The 22713-nt window shown below is 49.8% G+C and carries 26 protein-coding genes; 3 read left to right on the top strand and 23 right to left on the bottom strand.

Annotated elements, in window-relative coordinates; translation table 11 throughout:
• Positions 1-107 precede the first annotated feature (107 nt).
• Positions 108-1094 (top strand): polysaccharide deacetylase family protein, encoded by a 987-nt coding sequence (locus tag IOQ59_RS12905; RefSeq protein WP_193953787.1) that lies wholly within the window; start codon positions 108-110, stop codon positions 1092-1094.
• 14 nt (positions 1095-1108) lie between these two features.
• Here the strand turns inward: IOQ59_RS12905 and IOQ59_RS12900 are convergent, their stop codons facing one another.
• From IOQ59_RS12900 to IOQ59_RS12835, 14 genes are all read right to left on the bottom strand, one after another.
• A complete protein-coding gene (locus tag IOQ59_RS12900) occupies positions 1109-2167 on the bottom strand; it encodes a tetratricopeptide repeat protein (RefSeq protein ID WP_228050880.1) in 1059 nt (352 codons plus the stop codon).
• Positions 2168-2193: 26 nt separating this feature from the next.
• Positions 2194-3156, bottom strand: coding sequence for a type II secretion system F family protein (locus IOQ59_RS12895; protein WP_193953785.1), 963 nt, complete (start codon positions 3154-3156; stop codon positions 2194-2196).
• Between the two features lie 4 nt (positions 3157-3160).
• Entirely contained in the window at positions 3161-4141 is a 981-nt protein-coding gene (locus IOQ59_RS12890) for a type II secretion system F family protein (protein ID WP_193953784.1), read from the bottom strand.
• Between the two features lie 15 nt (positions 4142-4156).
• Positions 4157-5566 (bottom strand): TadA family conjugal transfer-associated ATPase, encoded by a 1410-nt coding sequence (locus IOQ59_RS12885; protein ID WP_193953783.1) that lies wholly within the window; start codon positions 5564-5566, stop codon positions 4157-4159.
• A gap of 3 nt (positions 5567-5569) precedes the next feature.
• Positions 5570-6808, bottom strand: coding sequence for a CpaE/TadZ family protein (locus IOQ59_RS12880; RefSeq protein ID WP_193953782.1), 1239 nt, complete (start codon positions 6806-6808; stop codon positions 5570-5572).
• A 10-nt stretch (positions 6809-6818) separates the two neighbouring features.
• A complete protein-coding gene (locus IOQ59_RS12875) occupies positions 6819-7304 on the bottom strand; it encodes a TadE/TadG family type IV pilus assembly protein (protein ID WP_193953781.1) in 486 nt (161 codons plus the stop codon).
• Between the two features lie 4 nt (positions 7305-7308).
• Positions 7309-7791 (bottom strand): TadE/TadG family type IV pilus assembly protein, encoded by a 483-nt coding sequence (locus IOQ59_RS12870; RefSeq protein ID WP_228050879.1) that lies wholly within the window; start codon positions 7789-7791, stop codon positions 7309-7311.
• Positions 7788-9158, bottom strand: a complete 1371-nt coding sequence (locus IOQ59_RS12865; protein ID WP_193953779.1) for a Tad domain-containing protein — start codon at positions 9156-9158, stop codon at positions 7788-7790. The genes IOQ59_RS12870 and IOQ59_RS12865 overlap by 4 nt, the downstream gene beginning before the upstream one ends.
• 90 nt (positions 9159-9248) lie before the next feature.
• Positions 9249-9533 (bottom strand): hypothetical protein, encoded by a 285-nt coding sequence (locus IOQ59_RS12860; RefSeq protein WP_193953778.1) that lies wholly within the window; start codon positions 9531-9533, stop codon positions 9249-9251.
• A gap of 14 nt (positions 9534-9547) precedes the next feature.
• Complete coding sequence (locus IOQ59_RS12855; RefSeq protein WP_228050878.1) at positions 9548-11191, bottom strand: type II and III secretion system protein family protein; 1644 nt, start codon at positions 11189-11191, stop codon at positions 9548-9550.
• An 88-nt stretch (positions 11192-11279) separates the two neighbouring features.
• Positions 11280-12050, bottom strand: coding sequence for a Flp pilus assembly protein CpaB (gene cpaB / locus IOQ59_RS12850; RefSeq protein WP_193953777.1), 771 nt, complete (start codon positions 12048-12050; stop codon positions 11280-11282).
• Between the two features lie 22 nt (positions 12051-12072).
• The gene (locus IOQ59_RS12845) at positions 12073-13410 is read right to left on the bottom strand and encodes an ATP-binding protein (protein ID WP_193953776.1); all 1338 of its coding nucleotides are present in this window, start codon (positions 13408-13410) and stop codon (positions 12073-12075) included.
• Positions 13407-13988 (bottom strand): A24 family peptidase, encoded by a 582-nt coding sequence (locus IOQ59_RS12840; protein ID WP_193953775.1) that lies wholly within the window; start codon positions 13986-13988, stop codon positions 13407-13409. The genes IOQ59_RS12845 and IOQ59_RS12840 overlap by 4 nt, the downstream gene beginning before the upstream one ends.
• Positions 13989-14046: 58 nt before the next feature.
• Positions 14047-14241 (bottom strand): Flp family type IVb pilin, encoded by a 195-nt coding sequence (locus tag IOQ59_RS12835; RefSeq protein WP_193953774.1) that lies wholly within the window; start codon positions 14239-14241, stop codon positions 14047-14049.
• A 332-nt stretch (positions 14242-14573) separates the two neighbouring features.
• On the opposite strand from IOQ59_RS12835, the gene IOQ59_RS12830 reads away from it, so the two are divergent.
• A complete protein-coding gene (locus tag IOQ59_RS12830; protein ID WP_193953773.1) occupies positions 14574-15410 on the top strand; it encodes a helix-turn-helix transcriptional regulator in 837 nt (278 codons plus the stop codon).
• A 531-nt stretch (positions 15411-15941) separates the two neighbouring features.
• Here IOQ59_RS12830 and IOQ59_RS12825 read toward each other — a convergent pair.
• Both IOQ59_RS12825 and IOQ59_RS12820 read right to left on the bottom strand, forming a co-directional pair.
• Positions 15942-16193 (bottom strand): TIGR02647 family protein, encoded by a 252-nt coding sequence (locus tag IOQ59_RS12825; RefSeq protein ID WP_193953772.1) that lies wholly within the window; start codon positions 16191-16193, stop codon positions 15942-15944.
• Between the two features lie 62 nt (positions 16194-16255).
• Complete coding sequence (locus IOQ59_RS12820) at positions 16256-16420, bottom strand: hypothetical protein (RefSeq protein WP_193953771.1); 165 nt, start codon at positions 16418-16420, stop codon at positions 16256-16258.
• Positions 16421-16785: 365 nt separating this feature from the next.
• On the opposite strand from IOQ59_RS12820, the gene IOQ59_RS12815 reads away from it, so the two are divergent.
• Positions 16786-17136: a RidA family protein gene (locus tag IOQ59_RS12815; protein ID WP_193953770.1), complete on the top strand. Its 351-nt coding sequence runs from the start codon at positions 16786-16788 to the stop codon at positions 17134-17136.
• A 97-nt stretch (positions 17137-17233) separates the two neighbouring features.
• On the opposite strand, the gene IOQ59_RS12810 is transcribed toward IOQ59_RS12815, so the two are convergent.
• The 7 genes from IOQ59_RS12810 to IOQ59_RS12780 form a co-directional block, all read right to left on the bottom strand.
• Positions 17234-17416: a hypothetical protein gene (locus IOQ59_RS12810; protein WP_193953769.1), complete on the bottom strand. Its 183-nt coding sequence runs from the start codon at positions 17414-17416 to the stop codon at positions 17234-17236.
• A 158-nt stretch (positions 17417-17574) separates the two neighbouring features.
• A complete protein-coding gene (locus IOQ59_RS12805) occupies positions 17575-18174 on the bottom strand; it encodes an ankyrin repeat domain-containing protein (RefSeq protein WP_193953768.1) in 600 nt (199 codons plus the stop codon).
• A gap of 6 nt (positions 18175-18180) precedes the next feature.
• Entirely contained in the window at positions 18181-19434 is a 1254-nt protein-coding gene (locus IOQ59_RS12800; RefSeq protein WP_193953767.1) for an SO_0444 family Cu/Zn efflux transporter, read from the bottom strand.
• An 86-nt stretch (positions 19435-19520) separates the two neighbouring features.
• Complete coding sequence (locus tag IOQ59_RS12795) at positions 19521-20477, bottom strand: AEC family transporter (RefSeq protein WP_193953766.1); 957 nt, start codon at positions 20475-20477, stop codon at positions 19521-19523.
• Between the two features lie 114 nt (positions 20478-20591).
• A complete protein-coding gene (locus IOQ59_RS12790; protein ID WP_193953765.1) occupies positions 20592-21086 on the bottom strand; it encodes a SixA phosphatase family protein in 495 nt (164 codons plus the stop codon).
• Between the two features lie 114 nt (positions 21087-21200).
• Positions 21201-22055, bottom strand: coding sequence for a 3-hydroxybutyryl-CoA dehydrogenase (locus IOQ59_RS12785; RefSeq protein WP_193953764.1), 855 nt, complete (start codon positions 22053-22055; stop codon positions 21201-21203).
• Between the two features lie 93 nt (positions 22056-22148).
• A complete protein-coding gene (locus IOQ59_RS12780; RefSeq protein ID WP_193953763.1) occupies positions 22149-22592 on the bottom strand; it encodes a VOC family protein in 444 nt (147 codons plus the stop codon).
• Positions 22593-22713: the final 121 nt, after the last annotated feature.

Raw genomic sequence — 22713 nt, 5'->3', positions numbered from 1 at the left:
CCATACTCCTTGCGGGCTTAGCCCCGGATCAGGTCACTGTTCATTCGCGAGTGCTGTGCTATAGTCGGGCACTTCTCAGGATACGGATATATCAAAGGATCAAGACAGTGATCAGGAATCTGGTGATCAAAGGGCTGGGCTTTGCGGGCATCCCGGCTATGCTCCATAAAACGCTGAAACGGCGTGGCATTTCTATTCTGGCGTACCACGGTGTGCTGGATAAACCGCTGCCTTTTGATGACTGGTGTTTTATCAGTCAGGAAACCTTTGATGAACAGATTCGTTATCTGAGTGCACACTTCAATATTGTGCATCTGTCTGAAGCGGTGCAGATGCTGGATAACGGGGATGTTGATAAACCGACGGCAGTCATTACTTTCGACGATGGTTATCAGAATAACTATGACTTCGCATTTCCCATCCTGAAGAAATACAACGCCCCAGCCACAATCTACCTGGTCTCCGACCAGATGAACGGTGAAGATACCCTCTGGTTCTGTCGCCTGAATCAGGCATTGTCTGAAACCTCAGAAACGGCCCTCAGCTGGAACGGTATGCACTTCAACCTCAGCAGCCCGGCGGGTAAAGCAGCCGCATCTGCACAGATTCAGGGCTCCCTGAAAGGGATGGTTAACAGCCGTCTGAATACCGAAGTTAAGCAACTCATCTCAACGCTGGGTGGCGATCCCGACAAGTCAATTGAAAACCATTCGCCCTATCGACTGCTGAGTCAGGCCGAAATTGATGAGATGCGGGATTCAGGATTGGTCGAGTTTGGTGCGCATACCTGCAGCCATGCGATTCTCAGCCGCTTGTCGGCGGAAGAACAAGCGCGGGAGATCAATGATTCCAAGCTGGCTATTGAAGGGATGGTGGGCCGAAGCTGTGATCACTTTGCCTATCCAAACGGCAGTGTTCAGGATCACGATCCGATTACAGCACAGTTGATCAGCGACGCGGGATTTGCCAGCTGCGTGAATATGCGCCCGGGCGCAAACCTGCCCGACACCGAACGCATGCATCTTTATCGCTACGGTATCGGGTCTGATACCACCTTCAGCCGCTTCAAGCTGATGGTGCACCATATTCGCTGACTAATATGGGTGACTCAACGCTGGGTCACCTGACTTTCACGCAACCGCTGCGTGAGTTTCATATTCTCAAATGCCTTTTCGTAATAGGTCGGCGACAGCGTCATCGCACGATCAAAGTAAAACTCTGCCTTTTCATACTTGCCTTCCAGCAAACAGATATAGCCGACATCGTTATGAGCGCTGGCGGGTTCCATCACCTGTTCAAATGCAGTGAGAGCCGATCCATAGTTCTCTTGACGGGCATAAAGCAGTCCCAGATTACGCCATGCCTGCGGGGATTTAGGGTCCAGTCGCAAGGCTGCTTTGTAGGACCTCTCCGCTTTTTCCCATTGATTGCTCAAGTAGTATGAGTAGCCTCTGTTATTGAGCGTAATCGCCGCTTTGGGATTGATCTCCAGAGATAGGCTGTATAGTGACTGCGCCCGGTCATGATCACCTTTGAGATCCGCGACAACGCCCAACCCATTGTAAGCATGTGCGGGAGATTCCCGGTCCGCCTCAATCTGTTTAGACACCGCTGCAATTTCATCTTCAGTCAAAGATCCGGCACTAATCTGATCCGAGTTATCGGCCTGTAGGCGAGATCGGTCAGCTTCGATTGATTTGTTAAAGTATGAATGCGCTTCTTTGAAACGGTTTGCTTTCAGATAAAGAACACCCAGAGATTCATTCCCATAAATGTGGTTTGAATCTCGAGCTAAAACCCCTTCAAAGGCCATGATAGCCTTGCCGGTATTACCCCGTTCGAGGTGAATCTGGCCAATTTTGTAGAGCGCCTCAGTATTGTTTTCATCAAGCTCCATCGACTGAATATACATATACAGCGCTTTGTCATATTCGCCAGCCCGGAGCTGCTGATCACCTAATTCAACCCCTTCCTCAGCGGTCTTTGCCACCGGCAGGTTGGAGAAGGTGACTGTAGAGCGCCCTTCATACAACGCATTTTCATCGACCTTTTCCGGTACCTCCTGAGTCGCAGAGCAACCTGCAATTCCGACCAACATACTAAACAGCATCCAACGCCAGCATTGGTTTTGTCGCGGCGTTACCCTATCTATCGAGAGCGTCATCATCCTGGAACTCCTTCTCAGATAATCCCCTATCTTCCAAAGACCTCTAACACCTTTAGAACGGCAGGCCCAACGGCTACCAGGAAAAAACCTGGCCACATGCAGAAGGTAAGTGGAAAGATCATTTTAGTACCAATCTTAGCCGCTAATTCCTCTGCGCGCTGCATACGCTTATCACGAAACTCTTCGGAATAGACACGCAAGGTGTCCGCAATACTGCCACCAAAGCGCATACTCTGGTCCAGAAGCGCGACTAAACCCTTAATATCATCGACACCAGTACGGGCGGCCATATTCTTCAGTGCATCGATACGATGTACACCTGCACGAATCTCGACGTTTACAAGTACCAATTCTTCAGCAAGCTCTGGATGGCTGACATCCAGCTCCTGGGCAACACGTTGCAGCGCTGCCGATAATCCAAGCCCGGACTCCACACATACAACCAACAGATCCAGTGCATCGGGGAAACTAGAGTGAATGGTTTTAATGCGCTTTGTCGCCATACGATCCAATAATATGGAAGGCAACATATACCCCGCCAATGCACTTAACATCGCATAGACAAAGATTTGGCGGGTCGTCACCTCGGGTAGGAAACCTGCGCCAAACACAACAATTCCAAAGAAGCACAAAACCAAAAATACCTTGAGCGCATAAAAGTTTTTGACCGCGCTATCAGCGCGAAAACCAGCATGCATCAGCTTTTGGCGTACCTGAAACGTATGATGCTCTTGTTTAGGCACCAACAATTTAGTTAAAGGATCGAGGCTATCGATCATTCTGCTGCCTGGCTCACCTGCATGGGTACTCCCCCCAGTTTTGGTGAGCACACGTTTACGGCTTTCAAACGGTGACGCGATGGATCCCAGCAACACCATGAGACTAAATGCAAACGCAAGCGCCGCAGCCGCGGCTAAAGCCACAAAAACCAAACGGGTATAGCTTTCGTTCTGAAGCTGTTCGTTGATAAGCTCTAATAGAAAGTCCATGGTTCTATACCTCTATCTTCAGAATCCGGCGTATCCAATAGATACCAAGCACCATCATCACACAGGCACCAATAACCAACTGACGGCCATCCGGACTTTCCACGAGAATAGGTAGATAGTCTGGTGTTGTGAAATAGATGATCACGAAAAGAGTGAAAGGAACCAACGTCAGGATCCATGCGGATAAGCGCCCCTCTGCGGAGAGCGTTTTAATCTTGCGCTGAAAACGGAACCGGCCACGAATAACCTGGCTGATTTTATCCAGAATTTCTGCCAAATTACCGCCGGTCTCTTTCTGCACCAGCACAGAGGTGACAAACGCCATCAACGTAATACTGGGCACGCGTTCCAGTAAGCCAAGCATCGCTCGACGCAAGTCATTACCGTAGTTCAGGTCGGCAAAGGTAATCCCAAATTCTTTGGCTATAGGGCCGTCCAAACCATCTGCAACAATGTGTAGAGACTCACTGAATGGGTGACCGGCCTGCAGGGCACGTTTGATAATATCAATCGCCTCTGGCAACTGTTCATCAAAGCGATCCATACGTTTCCGTCGATCAGAAAAAACCTTAATAAATGGCATTGCTAACCCAGCAATAGCAGCTAATACAGCCACCCCCCACATATTGCTAAGCAATCCTACCGAAAGAAACGCCACCGCCCCCAGCAACAGAGCCAGGAGGACTAGCTTATAGGCCAGAATCAGATGTCCTGATTGCTCAATAACGCGGGCGAGACGCTCCATCCCGGGAAGCTGCTCAAGACTACGCTCGAGGCTGCCCAGTCTCTTGAGGTACTTCTCACGTAACAAATTGCTGATCGGTGGCTTGTCTGACTGCTGCTGTATCTCCTGCAGCCTTTTTTGCAAACGTTTACGGGCACTGCGTGATTCCCCAAACACCGGCACAGTAATACCAAATGTCAGCAGAAATACCGCTATACCGACCATTAGAAAGAACGTAATGGGACCTAACTCGATATCCATGGATCTATCTCCCTCTTACTCGGGCTCAAACAGAGCTAAAGGCAGATCTATGCCCTTCTGAGCGAGCGTCTGATGGAAGTAAGGCACAACACCGGTGGCTTTAAAGTCCCCCAGTACATTGCCATCCTCGTCCAATCCATGACGTTGGAAGTGGAACAGCTCCGACATCGTAATAATGTCACCTTCCATTCCGTTAACTTCCTGAATACTGAGCAAGCGTCGACGCCCATCCTCCAAACGCCCCACCTGCAATACGACATCAATTGCCGATGCAATTTGTGACCGCAGGGCCTTCGTTGGGAAGTTGATACCCGTCATCGATACCATGTTCTCTACTCGTCCGAGTGCATCGCGCGCACTGTTGGCGTGGATGGTGGTCAGAGAACCGTCATGACCGGTGTTCATGGCTTGCAACATATCCAGGGTTTCACCACCTCGAACCTCACCTAAAACAATTCGGTCCGGGCGCATACGCAGACTATTTTTTACCAATTCACGCTGGGTCACCTCACCCTTATTTTCAATATTAGGGGGGCGGGTTTCTAACCGAACCACATGAGGCTGCTGCAGCTGCAACTCAGCGGAGTCTTCAATGGTGACAATACGTTCATCTTCAGGGATAAATCCTGAGAGAATGTTCAGCATGGTGGTTTTACCGGAACCGGTACCACCGGAGATCAATATATTCAGCCGCGCTTTAACGATCCCTTTCAAAATCGGTGCAACTTGTGCTGGCACAGACCCCAATTCAACCAGGTTATCCATGTTAAGCAGCTCAACCGCAAAGCGTCGAATCGACATCTGCGGCCCATCTAACGCCAGTGGCGGGATAATCACGTTAACTCGGGACCCATCCTGCAGTCGTGCATCAACCATCGGCGATGCTTCATCGATATGGCGGCCAACACTGGAAACAATGCGGTCGATGATATTCAGCAAATGAGTATTACTGGTGAACTTCACCGGACAATGTTCCAACTTACCAAAGCGCTCGACGTAAACCGTGTTGCAACCGTTAACCAATATATCGGAGATCGTCGAATCCGTGAGCAAGGGTTCCAACGGTCCCAGGCCCATAATTTCGTTTTCGATCTGATCAACGATACGTTCGCGGGTTATCGCGCTAAGAGGCACATCTGATTCAGACATCAGGTGCGCACAGATCTCCCTGATCTGACGGCGTGCTTCTTTTTCTTCCAAGCTGTCGATGAGTGACAGATCCATCACTTTCAAGAGTTCTTTATAGATCTGCTCCTTACACTCCGCTTCCGCCGGAGAGAGCAAAGTGATATTCAGTGCGGGTTTTGCCTTTTTTTGAGATTTTTTCTCACCACATTCATCCTCCATGATGTCAGTGTCTGTCACAGGCTCTTCTTGAGTTGCCTGCCCCCGTAGCTCGTTGAGACGTTCGCTTAGTAGTGACATGTCTTAGGCTCCCTTAAGCTTGGCAAACAGCCGTCCAAGAACAGTGTTTTCTTCAGTATCTTTATTTCCCTTCACGACTTCACAGAGATCCATCATCGCCTTTGATATGGGCGCCCGACGAGCAATGTCGAGCAGCGGGATACCGTCGTTGAGGCTTTCCGAAACATTTTTAAAGTCGTTGGGTATACAGATCAAAGAGCGCTGTTTGAGGGCATTCTCAATCTCTGTTCGGGTGATCATGGCGTTTTTTTGATAACGGTTAACCACCACATCCAGATGCTCATTGGGAATTTCCAGATCATCGCGCAGTACATCCATCAAACGCGCAGTGTCACGCAGATGAGTGATACTCTGCTGCGTGACAATGACGACCTGATCGGCCATCTCCAATACGGTAGAGGTGATCAGATCGATCTGCCGTGGCACATCAATCACAACATGGTGATGCGCACGAGCCATAAGGGCTATCAGGTGACGTAACCGCTCGCTGGACACTTCATCGTTAAGAATCATGCGCCCCTCTTCGACCCCCATCACGCGTAAGCCGCTGTCATGCTTCACCAGATAACCATCCAGTGCTATCGCATCCAGGTCATCCACGTTGTCCAACGCTTCTTTGATACCATGCTTTAGGTTGAGATCCAGATAATATGACAAAGACCCAAATTGCAGATCCAAATCTACCAGAGCGACACTTTCATCACACTCCTGTACAAGCGCATGTGCAACGTTGGACGCGATCAGACTGGCACCCGATCCTCCTTTTGCATTCATAACAACCGTGATGCGCGCATCCTGGTTTGCCGGATTATCCTGAACTTCGCGACTCAGATGCTCAACGGAACGCAGTACCTCCTCTGGATCAAACGGTTCCACAAAGAAATCGCGAGCACCAGCCTGCATGCTATGGCGCATCACCTGTGGATCACTTTCCGCACTGACAATAATCATGGGTGGACGCTGCGTGGCCGGTCGGGCATTTAACGCTTCCAGCTCCACCTCCCAGTTGGTATCCAAGCGGACCACCAACAGATCCGGCATCCTCTCCAGCCCATCCAGCGGATCGGTATGCCCATTCACCATGACCTGCGATTTAATCTTGGTCTTCGGCAACGGTGCCAGCACCTGCTGTAAACTATCTACAGCTGACGTTGATCGGCTTGCGATCAATATCTGGCAGTCCCTGTGACCGAGGTCCAATCGGGTCTGATGCGCGGTATGATTTACTAGGTCATTCATCATGCTCATCTCCCTAAGAACAGCTCGCCGAGCTTCCATCCGGATGTACACCCAGGCTTTCACTTGGAATAGTTGTTGAGAAGTCAGGTACCGGCACATTAAGATTCAGACCAGGTATCAACAGCTGATGCTGATACCCGTTGATACTGGCCCGCACATAACGGATAAGGGTCACGGCAGTGGCGGGATTGCTGATATCAGCCAGGTCACCGTCGTCCTCGAAGTATTCAATCGTCACCATTGCGGCATCCAAGCCGGGTAGAAAATCACCGTTGAAACGCGCTTGATCGCTTACAAATGTCTGCGAGGTTGCATCCACCGGGCAAACCGCCGCTAATCGCGCACCGCGCCGGGTAACTTCATCCAGCAGATTCATCGCATACATCAGACGTGCAAACTCAAGTACTCCGAAAAGCACCAGAAAGAACACGCCACCGATAATGGCAAACTCCACACTGGTCATACCTTGTTGTTTTTTACGATTCAGGATTCTAAACATCAGATTAACCTCCTCTCATCGCACGCATCGTGACCGAAGAACTCAGGGTCATCGTCAGCGGTATATCATCGACCAGACCAAAACCTGGGATCGACGTAAAAACCATGGGGGTGTAGTCATAGGAAACCGTGACACGCACTTCATCTTGAGTAGGATCATCGACGGTGACATCCGTAGTCGTTAAACCATTAAGCAGCGGATTACCGGTACCCGTGGTATTGCCGTACACCACCAGATTGGTCGCTTCAGTGCCATAAAACCCATTGACATAAATATCCGTGTTCCCGGTTTCTGCATGGATCGCCAGATGTCGCACACCGTTACGTTGCGCTTTGGTTAGTGTGTTGTAGTCATACAGTAAGCGGCCTATTTCTGCCGTGCCTAAAAAGAGCAACAACAACATCGGTAGCATGACCGTGAACTCAACGATAGCCAGTCCGGACTGATTTTTTTTCTGATGGCGAAAGGCGACTATGGTGTTCATCATGAGTCTCCACTATCCGGATCACGGAACAAGACAATCTGCGTAGGCAAACTTGGTGAGGCACCAGGATCAATTCCCCCAGCGACATCACAACCCCGGGCATCGGCCGCACCGACAAACTGACCAAAGAAATCTGCACCGTTATTACCCTGAGAGCCACGTTGCAGGAGCATAAAACAGCCGTAACCCTGCACGGTAATTGGCGAACTGGTACCGTTTGTGAGTCCAGTGCAATGACCAATCGGCAGCACCATCATGCGACGGTAAGGTTCACCGGATAAATTACAGGTTTCACCATCCGCACAGCTGGAATCTACCGCTCCCAGGTAATCGTTGTAATCAAACAGATCAGGCGCAGGCGCACCATCTTCGGTTTGCACCGTCCCGTCATCCGCCAGAATCAGCTCATCACTCACATCTTCCAGCGCTTCCTGGGTGACATAATCTGGCGGTACATACTCTTGATTTTGCCCTGTACCAAAAGTGCCACCATCAAAACGCGCATTCAGACCAGTTAACGCAGGACCCACTTTATTACCGGGTTCGGAATCCACGGTTTCTTCACCCGACACCGGATCATAATCCGCACACAATCCAGTCTTGGCACCGGCTAAGGCATCGCGAATGTAGTTACCCCCCTGATTGTCCCCCAGACGCAACAGGTGGAAGTTACCCGGACCAATATCCTGATTATTACCGGCAGATATTTTTACAGAGGTCACATCATCCAATGTCAGATTGGTGGAAGAATCCGGTACCGTATATCCGTAATAACTGTCTGCTGCACATCCTGCATCATTTCCGCCGTCACAACATCCGGCTGTCCCCGGCTCGCAGCCACATGCCAGCATTGGCACCAGATCACAGATCCCAGTGACATTAATGGGACCGGACACCGCGCTGGCTGAAGCCACCGTTTGATCCACTCCCAATACACGAATCAACCAGGTATCCAGAGTGACGCCAGAGACTATGACCCGCACATAGGGCGGTGTTGCGGACGAGACAAAAGGATTCAAAGTAGGCGAATACTGCACCGTAAAAACAATATCACCGTTACCATCATCCCAATCAGCCAACAGTGGTTCATTACCCGGCGCGCCCAGATTATCTTCAAAGGTTGCCTGAGCGGCGGCTGTGGCAACAGCCATACTGTCGGTGCTTTTTAGCGTTTTAGCGGCAGTGAGTGCGGCGGCATCAACCGCATTTTGTAATCGCGTTTTAGTTAAAAACATGTGACCACCATCAAGTGCAAGACCAGCCACCGCCAGTATTGCGACCATTCCAATAGTCACCATGATCATTACGACGCCTCGCTGCCCTTTCAGGCTACGCAGCATTTTCATCCGGGTTGAATAAGACCTGTCCATCGTCAGTTCCTCCTATTCAACATCAATTTATTGAGGCTACCCACAGACCTAATCAACACCGGGTCTGTGGGTTAGAGTGTGTATCAAGATCTATTTACTACCGCCGCCAATATTGACCTCAATGGTATTTTTAACGGCACTTCTGTCACCGGCATCCGCTCGGTAGGTTTTAACAACTCGCGCAGCAATAGTGCCATCCAGCGGTGGGTTTCCATCCTCAACCACCCTGTCAGGATTTGCTGTCTGAAGTTCAGTCACTTGGTGGTAACCTTCACCCTGTTCTGGCAGGGCGGAGTTGCCGTATCCAGCACACCCACCCACTGCAGCGCTTAGCAGAAGAACAACAACTGGCATCTGAATTTCTGATAGTTTCATTGTCCTGTCCTCTGCTAGTTAATACTGTGCCCAAAGGTGCTTTCCGATCCTCCAGCGGCCGATCGTATGACCGAGTCGGAGTCATCAACAGCAAAGCTTTCGGCCGTAGGTTCTTCCTCTAGTGCTGAATCTTCTTCGCTGGCGGGTGCTTCTTCGCTTGCAGTATCAGATGTAACCACCGTATGAGTTTTCCCCAGCAGGTAGAACTCGAAATCATTCGGCTCTACGAAGCCGGCACCCGGCAGTACGATTTCGTCTGCATTAAATGGCTGAGCGAGTGTTGGCGTCACTAAGATCACCAGCTCGGTTTCACCTTTCTCATACTCTTGGCTGCGGAACAGATGTCCCAATACTGGGATGTCACCTAAGCCAGGAAATTTAGAGACAGCATCACGCATGTTTTCGTTAATCAATCCTGCAATACCAATGGTCTGCCCATCTCCCAGCTCAACTGTTGAGCGAGCACTGCGCTTGGTTAACGCTGGCACGAAAAAACTTGAACTGGCGGATGTACCAGAACCCGTTCCGATCGATATTGAACTGGAGCTGGTCAACTCGCTGACACTTACATTGAGATTTAAGTTAATGCGACCGGAGTCCAGTACTACCGGAATGAACTTCAGACCGACCCCAAACTCTTTAAACTCAATAGTGATCCCATCATCGTCCGGCACTGGGATAGGAAATTCACCACCAGACAGGAATTCAGCTTCCTGGCCCGTTAGCGCAGTCAATGTCGGCTCTGCCAACACCTTGGCAAGACCGTTCTCTTTAGCGGCATCGATAGCCAGTGAGAACATGAAGTCGTCATCCAGGAAGCTAGCAAAAATCCCCTTATCAGGAATCGACAGATTCCCTGGCGCAAACTCGTCTACCGCAGGTCCGGTAACGGCACCGCTGTTAAACAGCCCCCGGCGAAGGCCATTTTCATCTACCAGATCAGGGAAGCTCGCACCGCCGTTCACCGCGCCGAAGTTCACATCACCCCCCTCGGCGAAGGCGTGAAACTTAACGCCTAATCGCTTAATCACTGATCGGGATACCTCAGCAACGGTCACTTTCAACATCACCTGTTGCGAGCCACCGATGCTCATGAGGTTAATGACGTTCCCTTTCTGGGTGGCACCGTCTGAAGATGGTTCCTGTAGATAGCTATGTGCGACTTTCATCGCTGTATCCATGCTCAATGCATTGGATAATTCGCCACTGAGGACAATCGCGCCCTGTGACGTATTCACACGGATGGGTTCACCCGGCAGAAGCTGATGCAATTTGGCTTTTAAGGAATTCAGGTCTGGGGTGACCTCTACATCCAACGATTGAGTGAGATTGTTCTTACTGTCCCACATAAGAATGTTGGTGGTGCCTATTCCGTTCCCAACGATATACACCTGATTGGCTCGCATCACCAAGATATCAGCCACTTCTTTATTACCGACTGATATTTTGTGAACCGGCCCCCCAAGTTGAATAATTCGAGACTTATAAAGCGGAACATTGACGATTTGAGCGACTCTTTCCAGAGCGACGGCCTCAGCTGCTGCATGAACCTTACTGAACGCCAGTGAAGCGACCAGCAGCAGCATGAGCAGCTGCAAAAGCCATCTTTCCGACAGGCTGTGACGGCCTGTATGCATTATGGTTGCTGAATATGCCATGATCATTCCTCTGCTTTCCCTTGTGGCTTGATCACGAGGTCTTTTAAGGCTTCATGAATCTCCACACTTCATTTGTTGTGCAACTGCATTACATCGGAACCTTCTTCGACTGCCACTGTGTACCTTTAATCACGATCACTTTAGGTGGTGCGACATAGGTACGTTTTGGTTTTGGTTTTGCTTTTGCGACCTGCTTCGGCTCTTCTACCGGATTACGCAAGGTCAGCTGGATGTTGCCTTCGCCACGTGCTTTCGCCAGCTGTTCCGCCTGTCTAGGCGTCACTTCCAGAGTAACGGCACGCACCACAACCGGATCGTTTTTATCAGTCCGGGCGGTCTGGTCAACCGCAAGTACCTTGATATCCTTAAGCACTGTCTCTGTAATGACACGCTTGCTATTACCGGAAGATCGTGACGAAATTACATCCACCTTATTACCTGGTAGCAGGAAACCGGCCACACCTACGACATCATTTACGCGAACTGTAAATGCACGCATATTGGGTTCAATCAAGGCCGCCAAGGTTGCGCCTTCCAGGTGATCAGAAACGCGCTCCATACGAATAATTTCCCCAGGCAACAAGATGTCTGTGGTGACTTTTCCAATCACATCATCAATGGCGTGAAAACTATTTTCCGGAGCGACATCCTTAGGCATCATCACAACTTTGAGGTGACGTTTTTCGATCGTATGCCCATAGGGAATATCTAGAGCTGCCAGTACAACCGGCGTTCCTATCTCTTCCTGTTTCGCGACAGTTGTCTGCTGCGAACTGATCCAGTTGTTTGCAATCCACGCCGCACCAACGGCGAAGGCGATCGATAAGAAGAACAAGGTCAGCGTTCTGCGTTTAAACATGATTAAACCCTCCCTCGAGGCATTAACGTTCGGTCATCTGCTGTTGCTCATCCAGACTTACAAAGTAACTGTCCCACGCCCAGTCAAGGTGTTCAGGCTGTAACTGGCCCTCTCCCCCTTGATACTGAAATCGATCCCAGGCCATCCCCAACAGGTCACGAGGGTGACAAGGGCGCAGAGCAACGCCTTTGGTTCCATGTAACTGGTAAAGCGCGTAGTGCAATAATTCAGGGTCGAACGGAATGTTGCGCTCGGCACACTCCTGACGCCAAATCTGCTCGTAGTGGTTCGGCTCCAGGAAACCGAAGTACACCTTGTAACCAATACGTCGCAGGAAGGCTTCATCAGCCAGATCCAGCGGATTGATGTTAGAAGAAAACACTACCACCTGATCAAACGGCGTCTGCACATGCTTACCTGCACTCAGTGTCAGGTAATCTTTGTGTTCTTCCAGGGGTACAATCCAGCGGTTGAAGATCTCCATCGGCGTCGCACGTTGACGTCCCATATCATCAATGATGAAAATGCCGTTATTTGCTTTGAGCTGCAGCGGTGCCTGATACTCCTTCAGCACACCATTAAAACTCACTTCAAGCATCTCCATTCCCAGCTCACCACCGGTGATCACAACAGGTCGCTCACATAGTACGAAGCGTGCGTCGTAATCATCATTGAGGCGCAGATTGGGATTAGTCTTCAATTCTTCAACCGGATGGTGAATCAAAGGATCAAACAAACTGACAACGCTGCCATCAATTTCCAGCGAGTAGGGTATGAGACAGCTGTCATCAAACAGCGCCATCATCTTTTGAGTAATGTAGGTTTTACCGGTACCAGCGGGTCCATAAATAAAGATGGCTCGGCCAGAATTCAGCGCAGGTCCAAGCTGTTCTTTAATCTCAGACTTGAGTGAAATTTTGGAAAAGGCACGACAGAAATGGTCGCGAGTCACGGTATAGTTATGTACGGACTGAGCCGCAACAACTTCACGATATAACTCGATTGGCACAGGTGCCGGACCGACATAACCACTCTTTGCAAACGCATCAACGGCATAGTCACGACCGCGCTGGGTCAGTCCGTAATATAGCTCTCGTTGTTCAAAACCACGTGAATGAACCTCGATCAATACTTCCTTACGCAGGAAGCTGACAATGTTCTCAATCACCGGGCCAGAGAGAGCCACCCGTTGCATTATTTGTTTAAGGGTCAGCAACCCAGCATCATTGATGTGTTTAACAAAGAGTTCAGCCAAAAAGTGCAGGGAAAGCCCTGTTTCTTCCACCGTAGTTGGTCGCGGTGCGCGCGTTCTAAGGCCGTTATCTTCTAATACGTCTTCGTTAAGTAAATGGGAATTCATTGTCCTTCTCCCCACAATTGCCACCGATAGCTCAACTCGCTACTTAAGTGATAAAAGTCCAGCTCTGAATACCAGCCAAGTGCTAAAACGCATCCCCCTGCGATAGCTACACCAAAAGGGAAACGACGCCCAGCGATTGAGTCTGTGTTAGGACTAGAGATATGTTTGGAATGTATGGCCACGGCGTAGCGTTGCACAAACGATGCCCACTCCCCTCTGCTGGTAATAAGCATCAAAGCGTAGACACCTCCCAGACATAATCCAAAAGCAGCGGATAAAGCTGCAATTTTCACCGTCGTCAGGCTGCCTACTGCTACCATTAGCTTCACATCGCCAGCTCCCATGCCTCCCGTCAAATAGAAAGGTAGGAAGATGGCCAATCCTACTGCCGCGCCAGTCAGCGCAGTGATCAACCCATCCAGGCCCAAAAACAGCGTTTGCAGAGTCAGGCCAACCAGTAAAGAGCTGTATGTCAGCCAGTTGGGAATACGATTGCGGCGCAAATCCGTTAGCGCCGCAGTCATGAGTACCAGCAGGAGAAAAACAGTAGACAGGTCGTATGTTAAATAGCCCAACATTGTTCTTTCCTCCCTCTCTGTCCCCAGCTGGTTTACATCAGTTCTTCAATCATCCTGATTAAGCACCATCACAATCGGTACCGCCGACATTGGTACACAAGGTGTTAATAGCACCGCCAACGGCAGTACCTAATTCAGTGAAAGATACAACCAAGACTGCGGCAACCAAACTACCCGCCACTGCGTACTCAACAGTAGTCAGACCTTCTTCTTCTTTCAGAAAAGCAATCAATGTGTCTTTAAAAGTTTTCATTGTTCTGTCCTCGGGTTTTTGCATGTCCTGCTTGTTTGAATCAGCGTTCGCATGCAGGTATGTCAATCAACTCACGCTGGGAACTATAGGAGGGGATTTGGAGGGGCATTGGGACTATCTTGCGAAAACCTTGTCACTATTCAAATTTTCGGACCGTACGCTCAGTAATGAAAATGTTTCATGAGATTTACACTATAAACAGGCCGAAATGGCTAATAGATGTACAGATATAAACTAAAATAGATGAAACAGTGTTTACAGTACGTAATAGATACATAACGGCAACTGTACACTTTCGGATCACATGTATCGTGATAGTGGAAGGGAAATTCATGGAAAAATCAGTCCTACTCTGGATAGACATGAAGGCCTCTAGAAGTGAAGAAGGCGTTTCTATCCTGTTTGAAAAATATTTTGTTGTGCGAATGATCGGTGCCGATCAAGCAGCGATGTTGACGCCTTCCGACATAACGCCCAGCGCCATCTGTTTTGATTACGACTTCCCAGATAAGTACGGTTTAGACCTGTTACGTTCCACGCGAATGAACTTTCCGACCTTGCCCGTCTTGCTGCTAACCGAGCAACATTCTGAAGCGCTAGCAATTTGGGCACTGCGTATGAGGGTATGGGATTTTTTGGTTAAACCGCTCAACGCAGCACAGACCGAACAAGAGATCCACCAGCTGAAGAATCAGATAGATACTCATGAGCACTGGGAAACAACCCCCTTCAACGGATCTAATGTTCCGCCCATTCCCGAAGAAGCTCGCTTCATTAATAACGGTACGCAAGAGGAACGCTCATTAGCCCCAGCGGTCTCCTATATTCAGCAACATCTGACTGAAAAGATCTCGGAAGAACAGATGGCCTGCCTTTGTCGTATGCGACCATTCCAATTCAGTCGCAGCTTCCGCAAAATTTGTGGGATTACATTTCAGGAGTTTGTGCAACGTACTCGAATTGAAGAAGCAATGCGCCTTCTGCAAAACCCAAACATGACGGTGCTTGATATTGCACTATCGGTGGGTTTTCGCGATCAATCATACTTTACCCGCGTCTTCAAAAAACATATCGGTATGGCTCCCACCGCTTACCGTGACAGCCGCATCATCGGCGAGACAATCCACAGTTCAGAGCATGAAACTCTGGATATGTTTGGCACACACTGACTTTATCGCACACATATCCCTTTCTCTGAGATCACCTTGTTGCAATGGACGCGACAGGGTTTCGGTAATTCCAGACGTTTATCGCACGCGCCCAATGTAGAAGCTAAATATCCTTCAATGGGACTGTCCCTTTGGGGTTGTTATTGGTACCTAATACCAGAAGAACCACTCTCTCAGAGATCTATCGCTTCGTATTGGTTACGCTGGTCTGAACAAACGCTTATTCGCCCAACGATATCGGCCATTGAGTGAAAAATTCACGATGCCGTGGCATATAAAAATGCACAGTTGCAGCGTAAGCGGGGATTCAGGGGCTTTATCGTAGGCGATTTTTGCGACACTGACGGAATCGTCAGTCATCGGGAACACGAATGCAGAATTGACCTGAATCGATTACAAAGACTTATATTGCATAGAGGGGGTGGGAGATGGATCTCCTTTTGATCATTTCAACACAGATATCTTGAAATACGGGGAACCATCTCATAAGCCACCGTGTTATCAGTGGCTTTTATATTGTGACGTAGATAATCAGATTGGCTGACGACTTTCAGTGGTCAGAATCAGTAGCAGGGCTTCACTATGCTCCAGCGCATCACGTCCCAGTGGGGTCAGATAGCCACCATCGTCCTGAGTGATCAGGCCTTTATCGTGCAAGCGCTGTGCAGCTTCGATCATCTCTGTTGCTGCCGTGTTATGGACTTTGATACCACTCTGGGTTGATTCCAGAGAAAACTGGCTAAGCAGGTTGAGTTCGTCAAGCAGAGACTGAGAGTACGGCATTCGTCGGATTCCTTCTGTCAGACCGGGCGATGGTGCCCGGTTCTATAAGACGTAACAGCAGGTCAGACGCGATGAGCAGTAGTGTCGGCTTTATCAGCCTGAGTGATACTCTCTGGCAGATTGCCATGCTGCACAATACGAATGACCTTCTCTACTCTAACACCTTTACGGTGAGATTTGGCACGATAAGGGTTGCCGGTGGCTTCTGCCAGTGCGTGAAAATCCATAATGTGACTCCTTTTATATTTATTGTGGGGTGTTCGTGGGTATTTTCGTTGGAGTACGAGATGGAACGGTGTAGCAGTTGATCGTCAGGGCCTGAGTTTGAACATCGATAACCCCATGTATGAGTCTCTAATATCAATCAGATAAAAATGATTCACCAGTCAACTTTCGTTTGATGTGCTGCTGCAGCATGTTTAGATTTCATATTTGAAAGATGCCTGGATGCCCTCTGGCAAATAGCTCTGCATATGATAAAAAGACAATAAATTCCGTTGGAAAAGCGCAGCAAAACGCAGCTTTATTTCTGCCGAAGCGCGCTATTATTCGTAAAAATTCCGTCTACTAAATTCAATCCGGAGGTCTTCCGATGAGCATTACCCGTATGGAAACCGGCCAGCGTATGAGCCGTATCGTTATTCACAACAACACAGTATATCTCTGCGGCCAGGTTGCTGCGGATGCGTCAGCGGGCATTGAAGAACAGACCCAGACTATGTTGGATAAAGTTGATGCGTTGCTGGAACAGGCGGGAAGTGACCGTGAGCACATCCTGTCCGCAACGTTGTACATTCGTGACATGAAGGATTTTGCAGCAATGAATGCTGTATGGGATGCATGGGTTCCTGAAGGTCACGCTCCTGCTCGCGCATGTGTGGAAGCGCGTATGGCACGTCAGGAATTGCTGGTCGAGGTATCAGTGGTTGCGGCGCAGAAGTAAAGCAGCCTATGCCACAACGGAGATCAGCTGCATAAGCAGCTGATCTTGTATCGCGCATCGCTTTTATTGTCGCCGTTCATACCGGGGCTTCCGGTATCTAATTCAGCATATCTGCAGTGGTTTCGTATTGCTCTGCCAGTAAGAAGTCTGCGGCTGTTTGTCCTTCATCTCTTAATACTGAAGCCTGGCGCCTCAGCTCCCGGATCATATCTTCCCTGCGAATGCGCGGTTCTGCGCGTTGCAACTGCGGTGCTTTATTCGGATCGGCCTGATAGTACATCTTCGAATCCTCTTCGCATATTATTCTAATATCGCTGCGTCTCTGAGCGGACAACGTACAGAGATTCAGTATAGACGCTCTCTGAAAGGAGAAGAGGGTTGGCAGAAAATATGGATTCCAAAGTGCACAAAAGCAGTTTTTTATTGTTCCAGGTCATTTTAGAACTGCTGCATCATTTCTCGCACTCTGCGGTCGTCCACGCACCTTTTGGCATAACTCAGTGTGGCGTCACTGCAGTGTATCGATTCCATATCAGCAGGCAGTTCTGCACCTGAATTGATTAGGAAGTGAATCAGTTCAAGACGCTCTGTTCCTAATGCCAGAGGCATTAGATCGGGGTCCTGAGTGAGCTGGCTCCCGTATTCAATCAAGCGACTCAGATGCACCATCTGTTCGGTTTCAGAGCAGTGATAGAAACATGCGCTGAGCAAATTATCCGTGTTGGCGTCTGCACCGGCGCGTAGAAGTTGAGTGATCAGATTCAGACTGTTCTCAGATTGCTGTAAAGCCAATAGCAATAAAGGCCGGCCGCAACTGGCCAGTGCATTCGCATTACACCCCTGATTCATGATCAGTTCCAGTGACTTGGGTTGTTGAGCACCAATAGCAACCTCTGCTGCGGATTGCTTATCTCGTAACGGAGAATCCAAGGCTGCCGCATCAAATTTCGTCAGCAGTCGGGCAAGCTTATCCAAGTCCGCATCAATGATGGCGTTAATCAGTTTCTGGTTACGGCTGGAGGTAAGTATTTTTAGCATGGCGTTTCAAAATCCCAGACGGCTGCGCAGTGGTTTAATTGTGAGCAATAGCAATACAACCGCTGCCACCCAGTGGAGCAGCATATATTCACTGCCGTATTGATGATCGCTAATCCCTGCAGCAAGCTCGAATGCGGCATCACCCAGCAAGGCATCGACCAGCAACCCGAGACCCACCGCGCTGATACTGATACCTGTCAGATAAAGGACGACCGCACGTTTACCCAGTTCCCGGATCAATATACCAAGAGATGCGATGTTTGTAGCGGGGCCCACCAGCAGGAAAACCAGCACCGTACCCGGGGATAATCCGGCAACAAGCAGTGCAGCGGCTAGTGGTGTTGAGGCGCTGGCGCAAATATACAGTGGTAAGCCAACCAAAAGCATCAGCAGCATGGCGCCTAATCCGGAACCATGGGCAGTGAGATTGCCCGGCTCAACAAGTGATGCGATCACCGCGGCCATCACCAGACCAAACGCCATCCAGTATTTTATATCGTCCAGAACATCGACCAGTGCGAAGCGTAATCCAGCCCAGATACCTGGTTTTTTTGTAGGTATTGTTTCAGTTTTAGATTGGCTGCTGCAGCATGATGCCTGAGGTGGAGCCTCTTTAACTGCATTTTTACTGCTGCAACAACTGCTTGTTGTTGTGACCGTGGCAACGGGGTCAGCTGCTTTTTTACTGCCGCAGCAGCTGGTTGTCGTCATGACAGGGGCAACGGGCTCGGCCGCTTTTTTACTGGAGCAGCCGCCAGCATCCGATGCTGAACTTTCTGCGGGTGATTCCTCTGCCTGCTTGCTTCTACAACAGCTTTTTACAGGAGTTTTTTGATCTGCAGTTGCTTTAGCCGTCCCGTCCCGATCAAAAAACAGGACCAGCAAACCACTCGCAATCGCACTGGTGATCGCAGAGAACGGACGGATGATCGCCATCACGGGACCCATCAATGCATAAGTGACGGAAATGGAGTCGATGCCTGTTTCTGGAGTCGCTATCAGGAAGGATGTGGTGGCCGGCTTAGAAGCCCCGCTACGGTGTAAGCCAATCGCGGTCGGTAACACGCCACACGAGCACAGAGGAAGAGGAGCTCCGATCAGCGCGGCACGGATGACGGACCCCGGACCTTTTCCGCTGAGAAGGCGCTTGACGAGTTTCTCAGGAATCCAGCCTTTGATGACCGCCGCCAGCGATAAACCGAATAATAACCAGATCGCAGTTTCGAGATAGATATTTAGCAGGTTTTCCAGAAACGTCATGGGCAACGATAGCTCTTAATGTCGGTGCATGGATCTTAATTCGATGCTTCTAATATACGCCGATTGAATAAATGCAGCGAGACTAATCAAATGACGCCCCAAACACGCAAGAGATAGATACCTGCACTCAGACTCAATACCGATCCTAAAGTGGTCGTCAAAATAATATTGGCAGCCAACTCCCCGTTCGCGCCCGTTGCTTTTGCCATCACAAAGCTGGCGGCGGCGGTTGGGCAGCCAAAAAGAATAAACAGCATGGCCAGATCCTGGCCGCGAAAACCATAAATCCATGCACCAATACTCAGACCCACCGGCAAAATAACCAACTTGGTCGAGGTTGCCCAGAATGCCATGGCGGAGGTGTCTTTCAGGCTCTTTATGCTGAGGGAGCCGCCAATGGCTAGCAGTGCAAGCGGAAGCGTGAGGTTAGCAAAATAGCGGCCGGTTTTTTCCACGACTTCAGGTAACGTCCAACCCATAAAGGAGAACGGTAACGCAAAAAGTACCGCCAGGATCAGTGGATTCTTAATGATTTCCAGAAGTGCTGAGCTGAACTTTAAACCGCCCTCTTTATGCAGCGGTAAGGTAAGAGCAAAAATTGACAGTACATTATACAGCGGGATCACCATCGCCAACAGGATCGATGCTTGCGCCAGCCCGGAGTCCGCAAATAAGTTATAGGAAACGGCTAAGCCAATAATTCCGTAGTTACCGCGAAATGCCCCTTGAATAAACGCCCCCAGATCCCGCCCATCCTTGATCCAGCGTGCTGCCAGCCACCACAAAAGGACAAAAGAACTTAGGGTGGCACCCACAAAGTAGATCAACTGATCAGGATTAAACACCGATTGAAAATTGGTGCCGGAGATCGCCATAAATACCAGTGCAGGCAGAGTGAGCGTAAACACCAGTCTGGAGGCTGTGCTGACAAAAGGGGCATCAATCAGGCCAATGCGCTTAAGTACGATACCGAGGAAAACAATAAAAAAGATCGGTGCAACGGTATTGGCGGTAAACGCCAGAGATTGCAGGTAGAGTTCCAACGTGAATGATCCGCCGTAGAAGTATCAGTGAGATGAATACGGCGCAATTTTAGCACAAAGGCAATGCCGGAGTTGTGACCTCCCAGGACGTTCAGCGGTACGAAATCAGCGTACTTATTGATGAAGCTTGGGGTAGTCGAAACGGGTGAGCGTACCGCAGCTTTCTGCCAGCTCCGACCAGCTGGTGATACTCAGATGGATATGCAGGAGTCCAGCGGTAGGAAATTTTTCCAGCACATCATGGGTGAGAAAATAACCCAGATCTTGCAGCCCCGGATTGTGGCCAAACATCATGATATGACGGTAACGGTCTGATTGGTTCTGTAATACGTTAAGTAAGGTTTCGTAGCAGGACTCGTATAACTCGGGAATTTTCCGGATCTCTTCCAGAGGCATTTCCAATGACTGACTCACCGATTCAGCGGTGGTGACCGCTCTGACAGCGCCGCTACTCAGAATCAGATCAGGAAAGAGCTCAAACTTAACAATGCGCTCTCCTAAAGCAGGCAGGTCGCGCAGACCTCGTTTGTTAAGCGGGCGTTCAAAGTCGCTGAGACTCGGATCGTTCCAACAGGATTTTGCGTGCCGGATTAGGGTGAGCTGACGCATGATGTTTCCCCCCTTTGAGTTACTAGTATTGTGGTAAAGGGGTAAAACCTCAAAGAAAAAACAAAAAAACGCCCGAGCCATCAGCTGGCTACGGGCGTTTTATGATCACTGAATTTAGCGATAATCGTAGAAACCGCGACCGGCCTTTTTACCCAACCAGCCCGCTGCGACGTACTTGCGCAGCAACGGTGCCGGGCGGTATTTATCTTCGCCCAGATCGTGATGCAGGACCTCCATCACCGCTAAGCAGGTATCCAGACCAATAAAGTCGGCCAGCGTCAGTGGGCCCATCGGGTGCGCACACCCCAGCTGCATCGCGGTGTCGATATCCTCTACATTCGCGATACCTTCTTCCAATACATAGCAGGCTTCGTTGAGCATCGGCACCAGAATACGGTTAACGACAAACCCCGCTTTATCATTACAAGCGACCGGGCTCTTTCCAAGCTGTTCCGTAAATGCCTTAGCCGTGTCAAAGGTGCTGTCGCTGGTCGCGAGACCTCGAATCACTTCAACCAACGCCATCACAGGCACCGGGTTGAAGAAGTGCATACCGACCACTTTATCCGGACGACTGGTCGCCGCACCTATGGTCGTGATGCTGATAGAGCTCGTATTGGATGCCAGAATGGTGTCGGCTTTGCATACCGAATCCAGATGCTGAAACAGGTTGAGCTTCAGGGTAATGTCTTCACTGGCCGCCTCGATCACCAGATCACAATCAGCCAGATCGGTCAGCGAGCCAACCGGCGTAATATGCTGAAGCAGGGTATCTGCCTCGCCGGCTGTGATCTTCTCTCTTTCCACCTGTGAATTCAGGCGCTTGGCGATGCTATTAAGTCCACTTTGGGCTGCTTGCAGATTTACGTCTGAGATTCGTACCGCGATGCCTGCGGCAGCGATAACCTGAGCAATACCGGAACCCATCTGTCCCGCACCGACTACACCTACTGAGCTGATCGTTGTCATCTGTCCCCATCCACTATACGCAAAATTTTGCACACTGAGATTAATCGTTACCGGCCAGTATAAGGGAATGTACTGATATGCGACAGCACTGGGCTATGCCTCTTTCGGTGGGGTAAGTTTGCTGAAGTCGTCGGCACCTGGCCCGAGTGGCTGACCGTAACTAAATTCAACATAGTTGCCGTTAGGGTCCCGCAGTCCACAGTAATAGCCCACCGGAAAAGGCTCCTGGCGGGGCTCCCATACCAGACTCCCTGCCTGGCGTGCCCGCTGAGCTATATCATCAACGGCAGCATGGCTGTCTAACGCAAAGCCAAAGTGCCGATAGTCGTTATCCGCCAACACCAGATTCTGCCCCCCATTCATTAATACGAAAATGAAATCAGCTTCGCGTGAAGGCTCAGCCATCCATATGATCTTTTTCGGACCGTGCTGACGCTGATGAATAATTGCCATGCCACAGAACTGACGATAAAACTGAACGCACGCGTCAATGTCTTCCACGTGTAATGCAATATGTGTCAAACGGGGTGTCTGCATAATAAAACATCCAGTCGATTCAGAATTGAGTATATAGAAGATATAGCTTAGAAACGGCGGGGGTGATGCGAGGCGGTGTTGTCGTTCAGGTATGAGGATTGCGCCCCCGGTTTATAATTTT

The sequence above is a fragment of the Pontibacterium sinense genome (assembly GCF_015209595.1).
Lineage (GTDB): Bacteria > Pseudomonadota > Gammaproteobacteria > Pseudomonadales > Balneatricaceae > Pontibacterium > Pontibacterium sinense.
The sequence above is the reverse complement of the archived record's forward strand: the minus strand, read 5'-3'. Positions and strand labels throughout refer to the sequence as shown.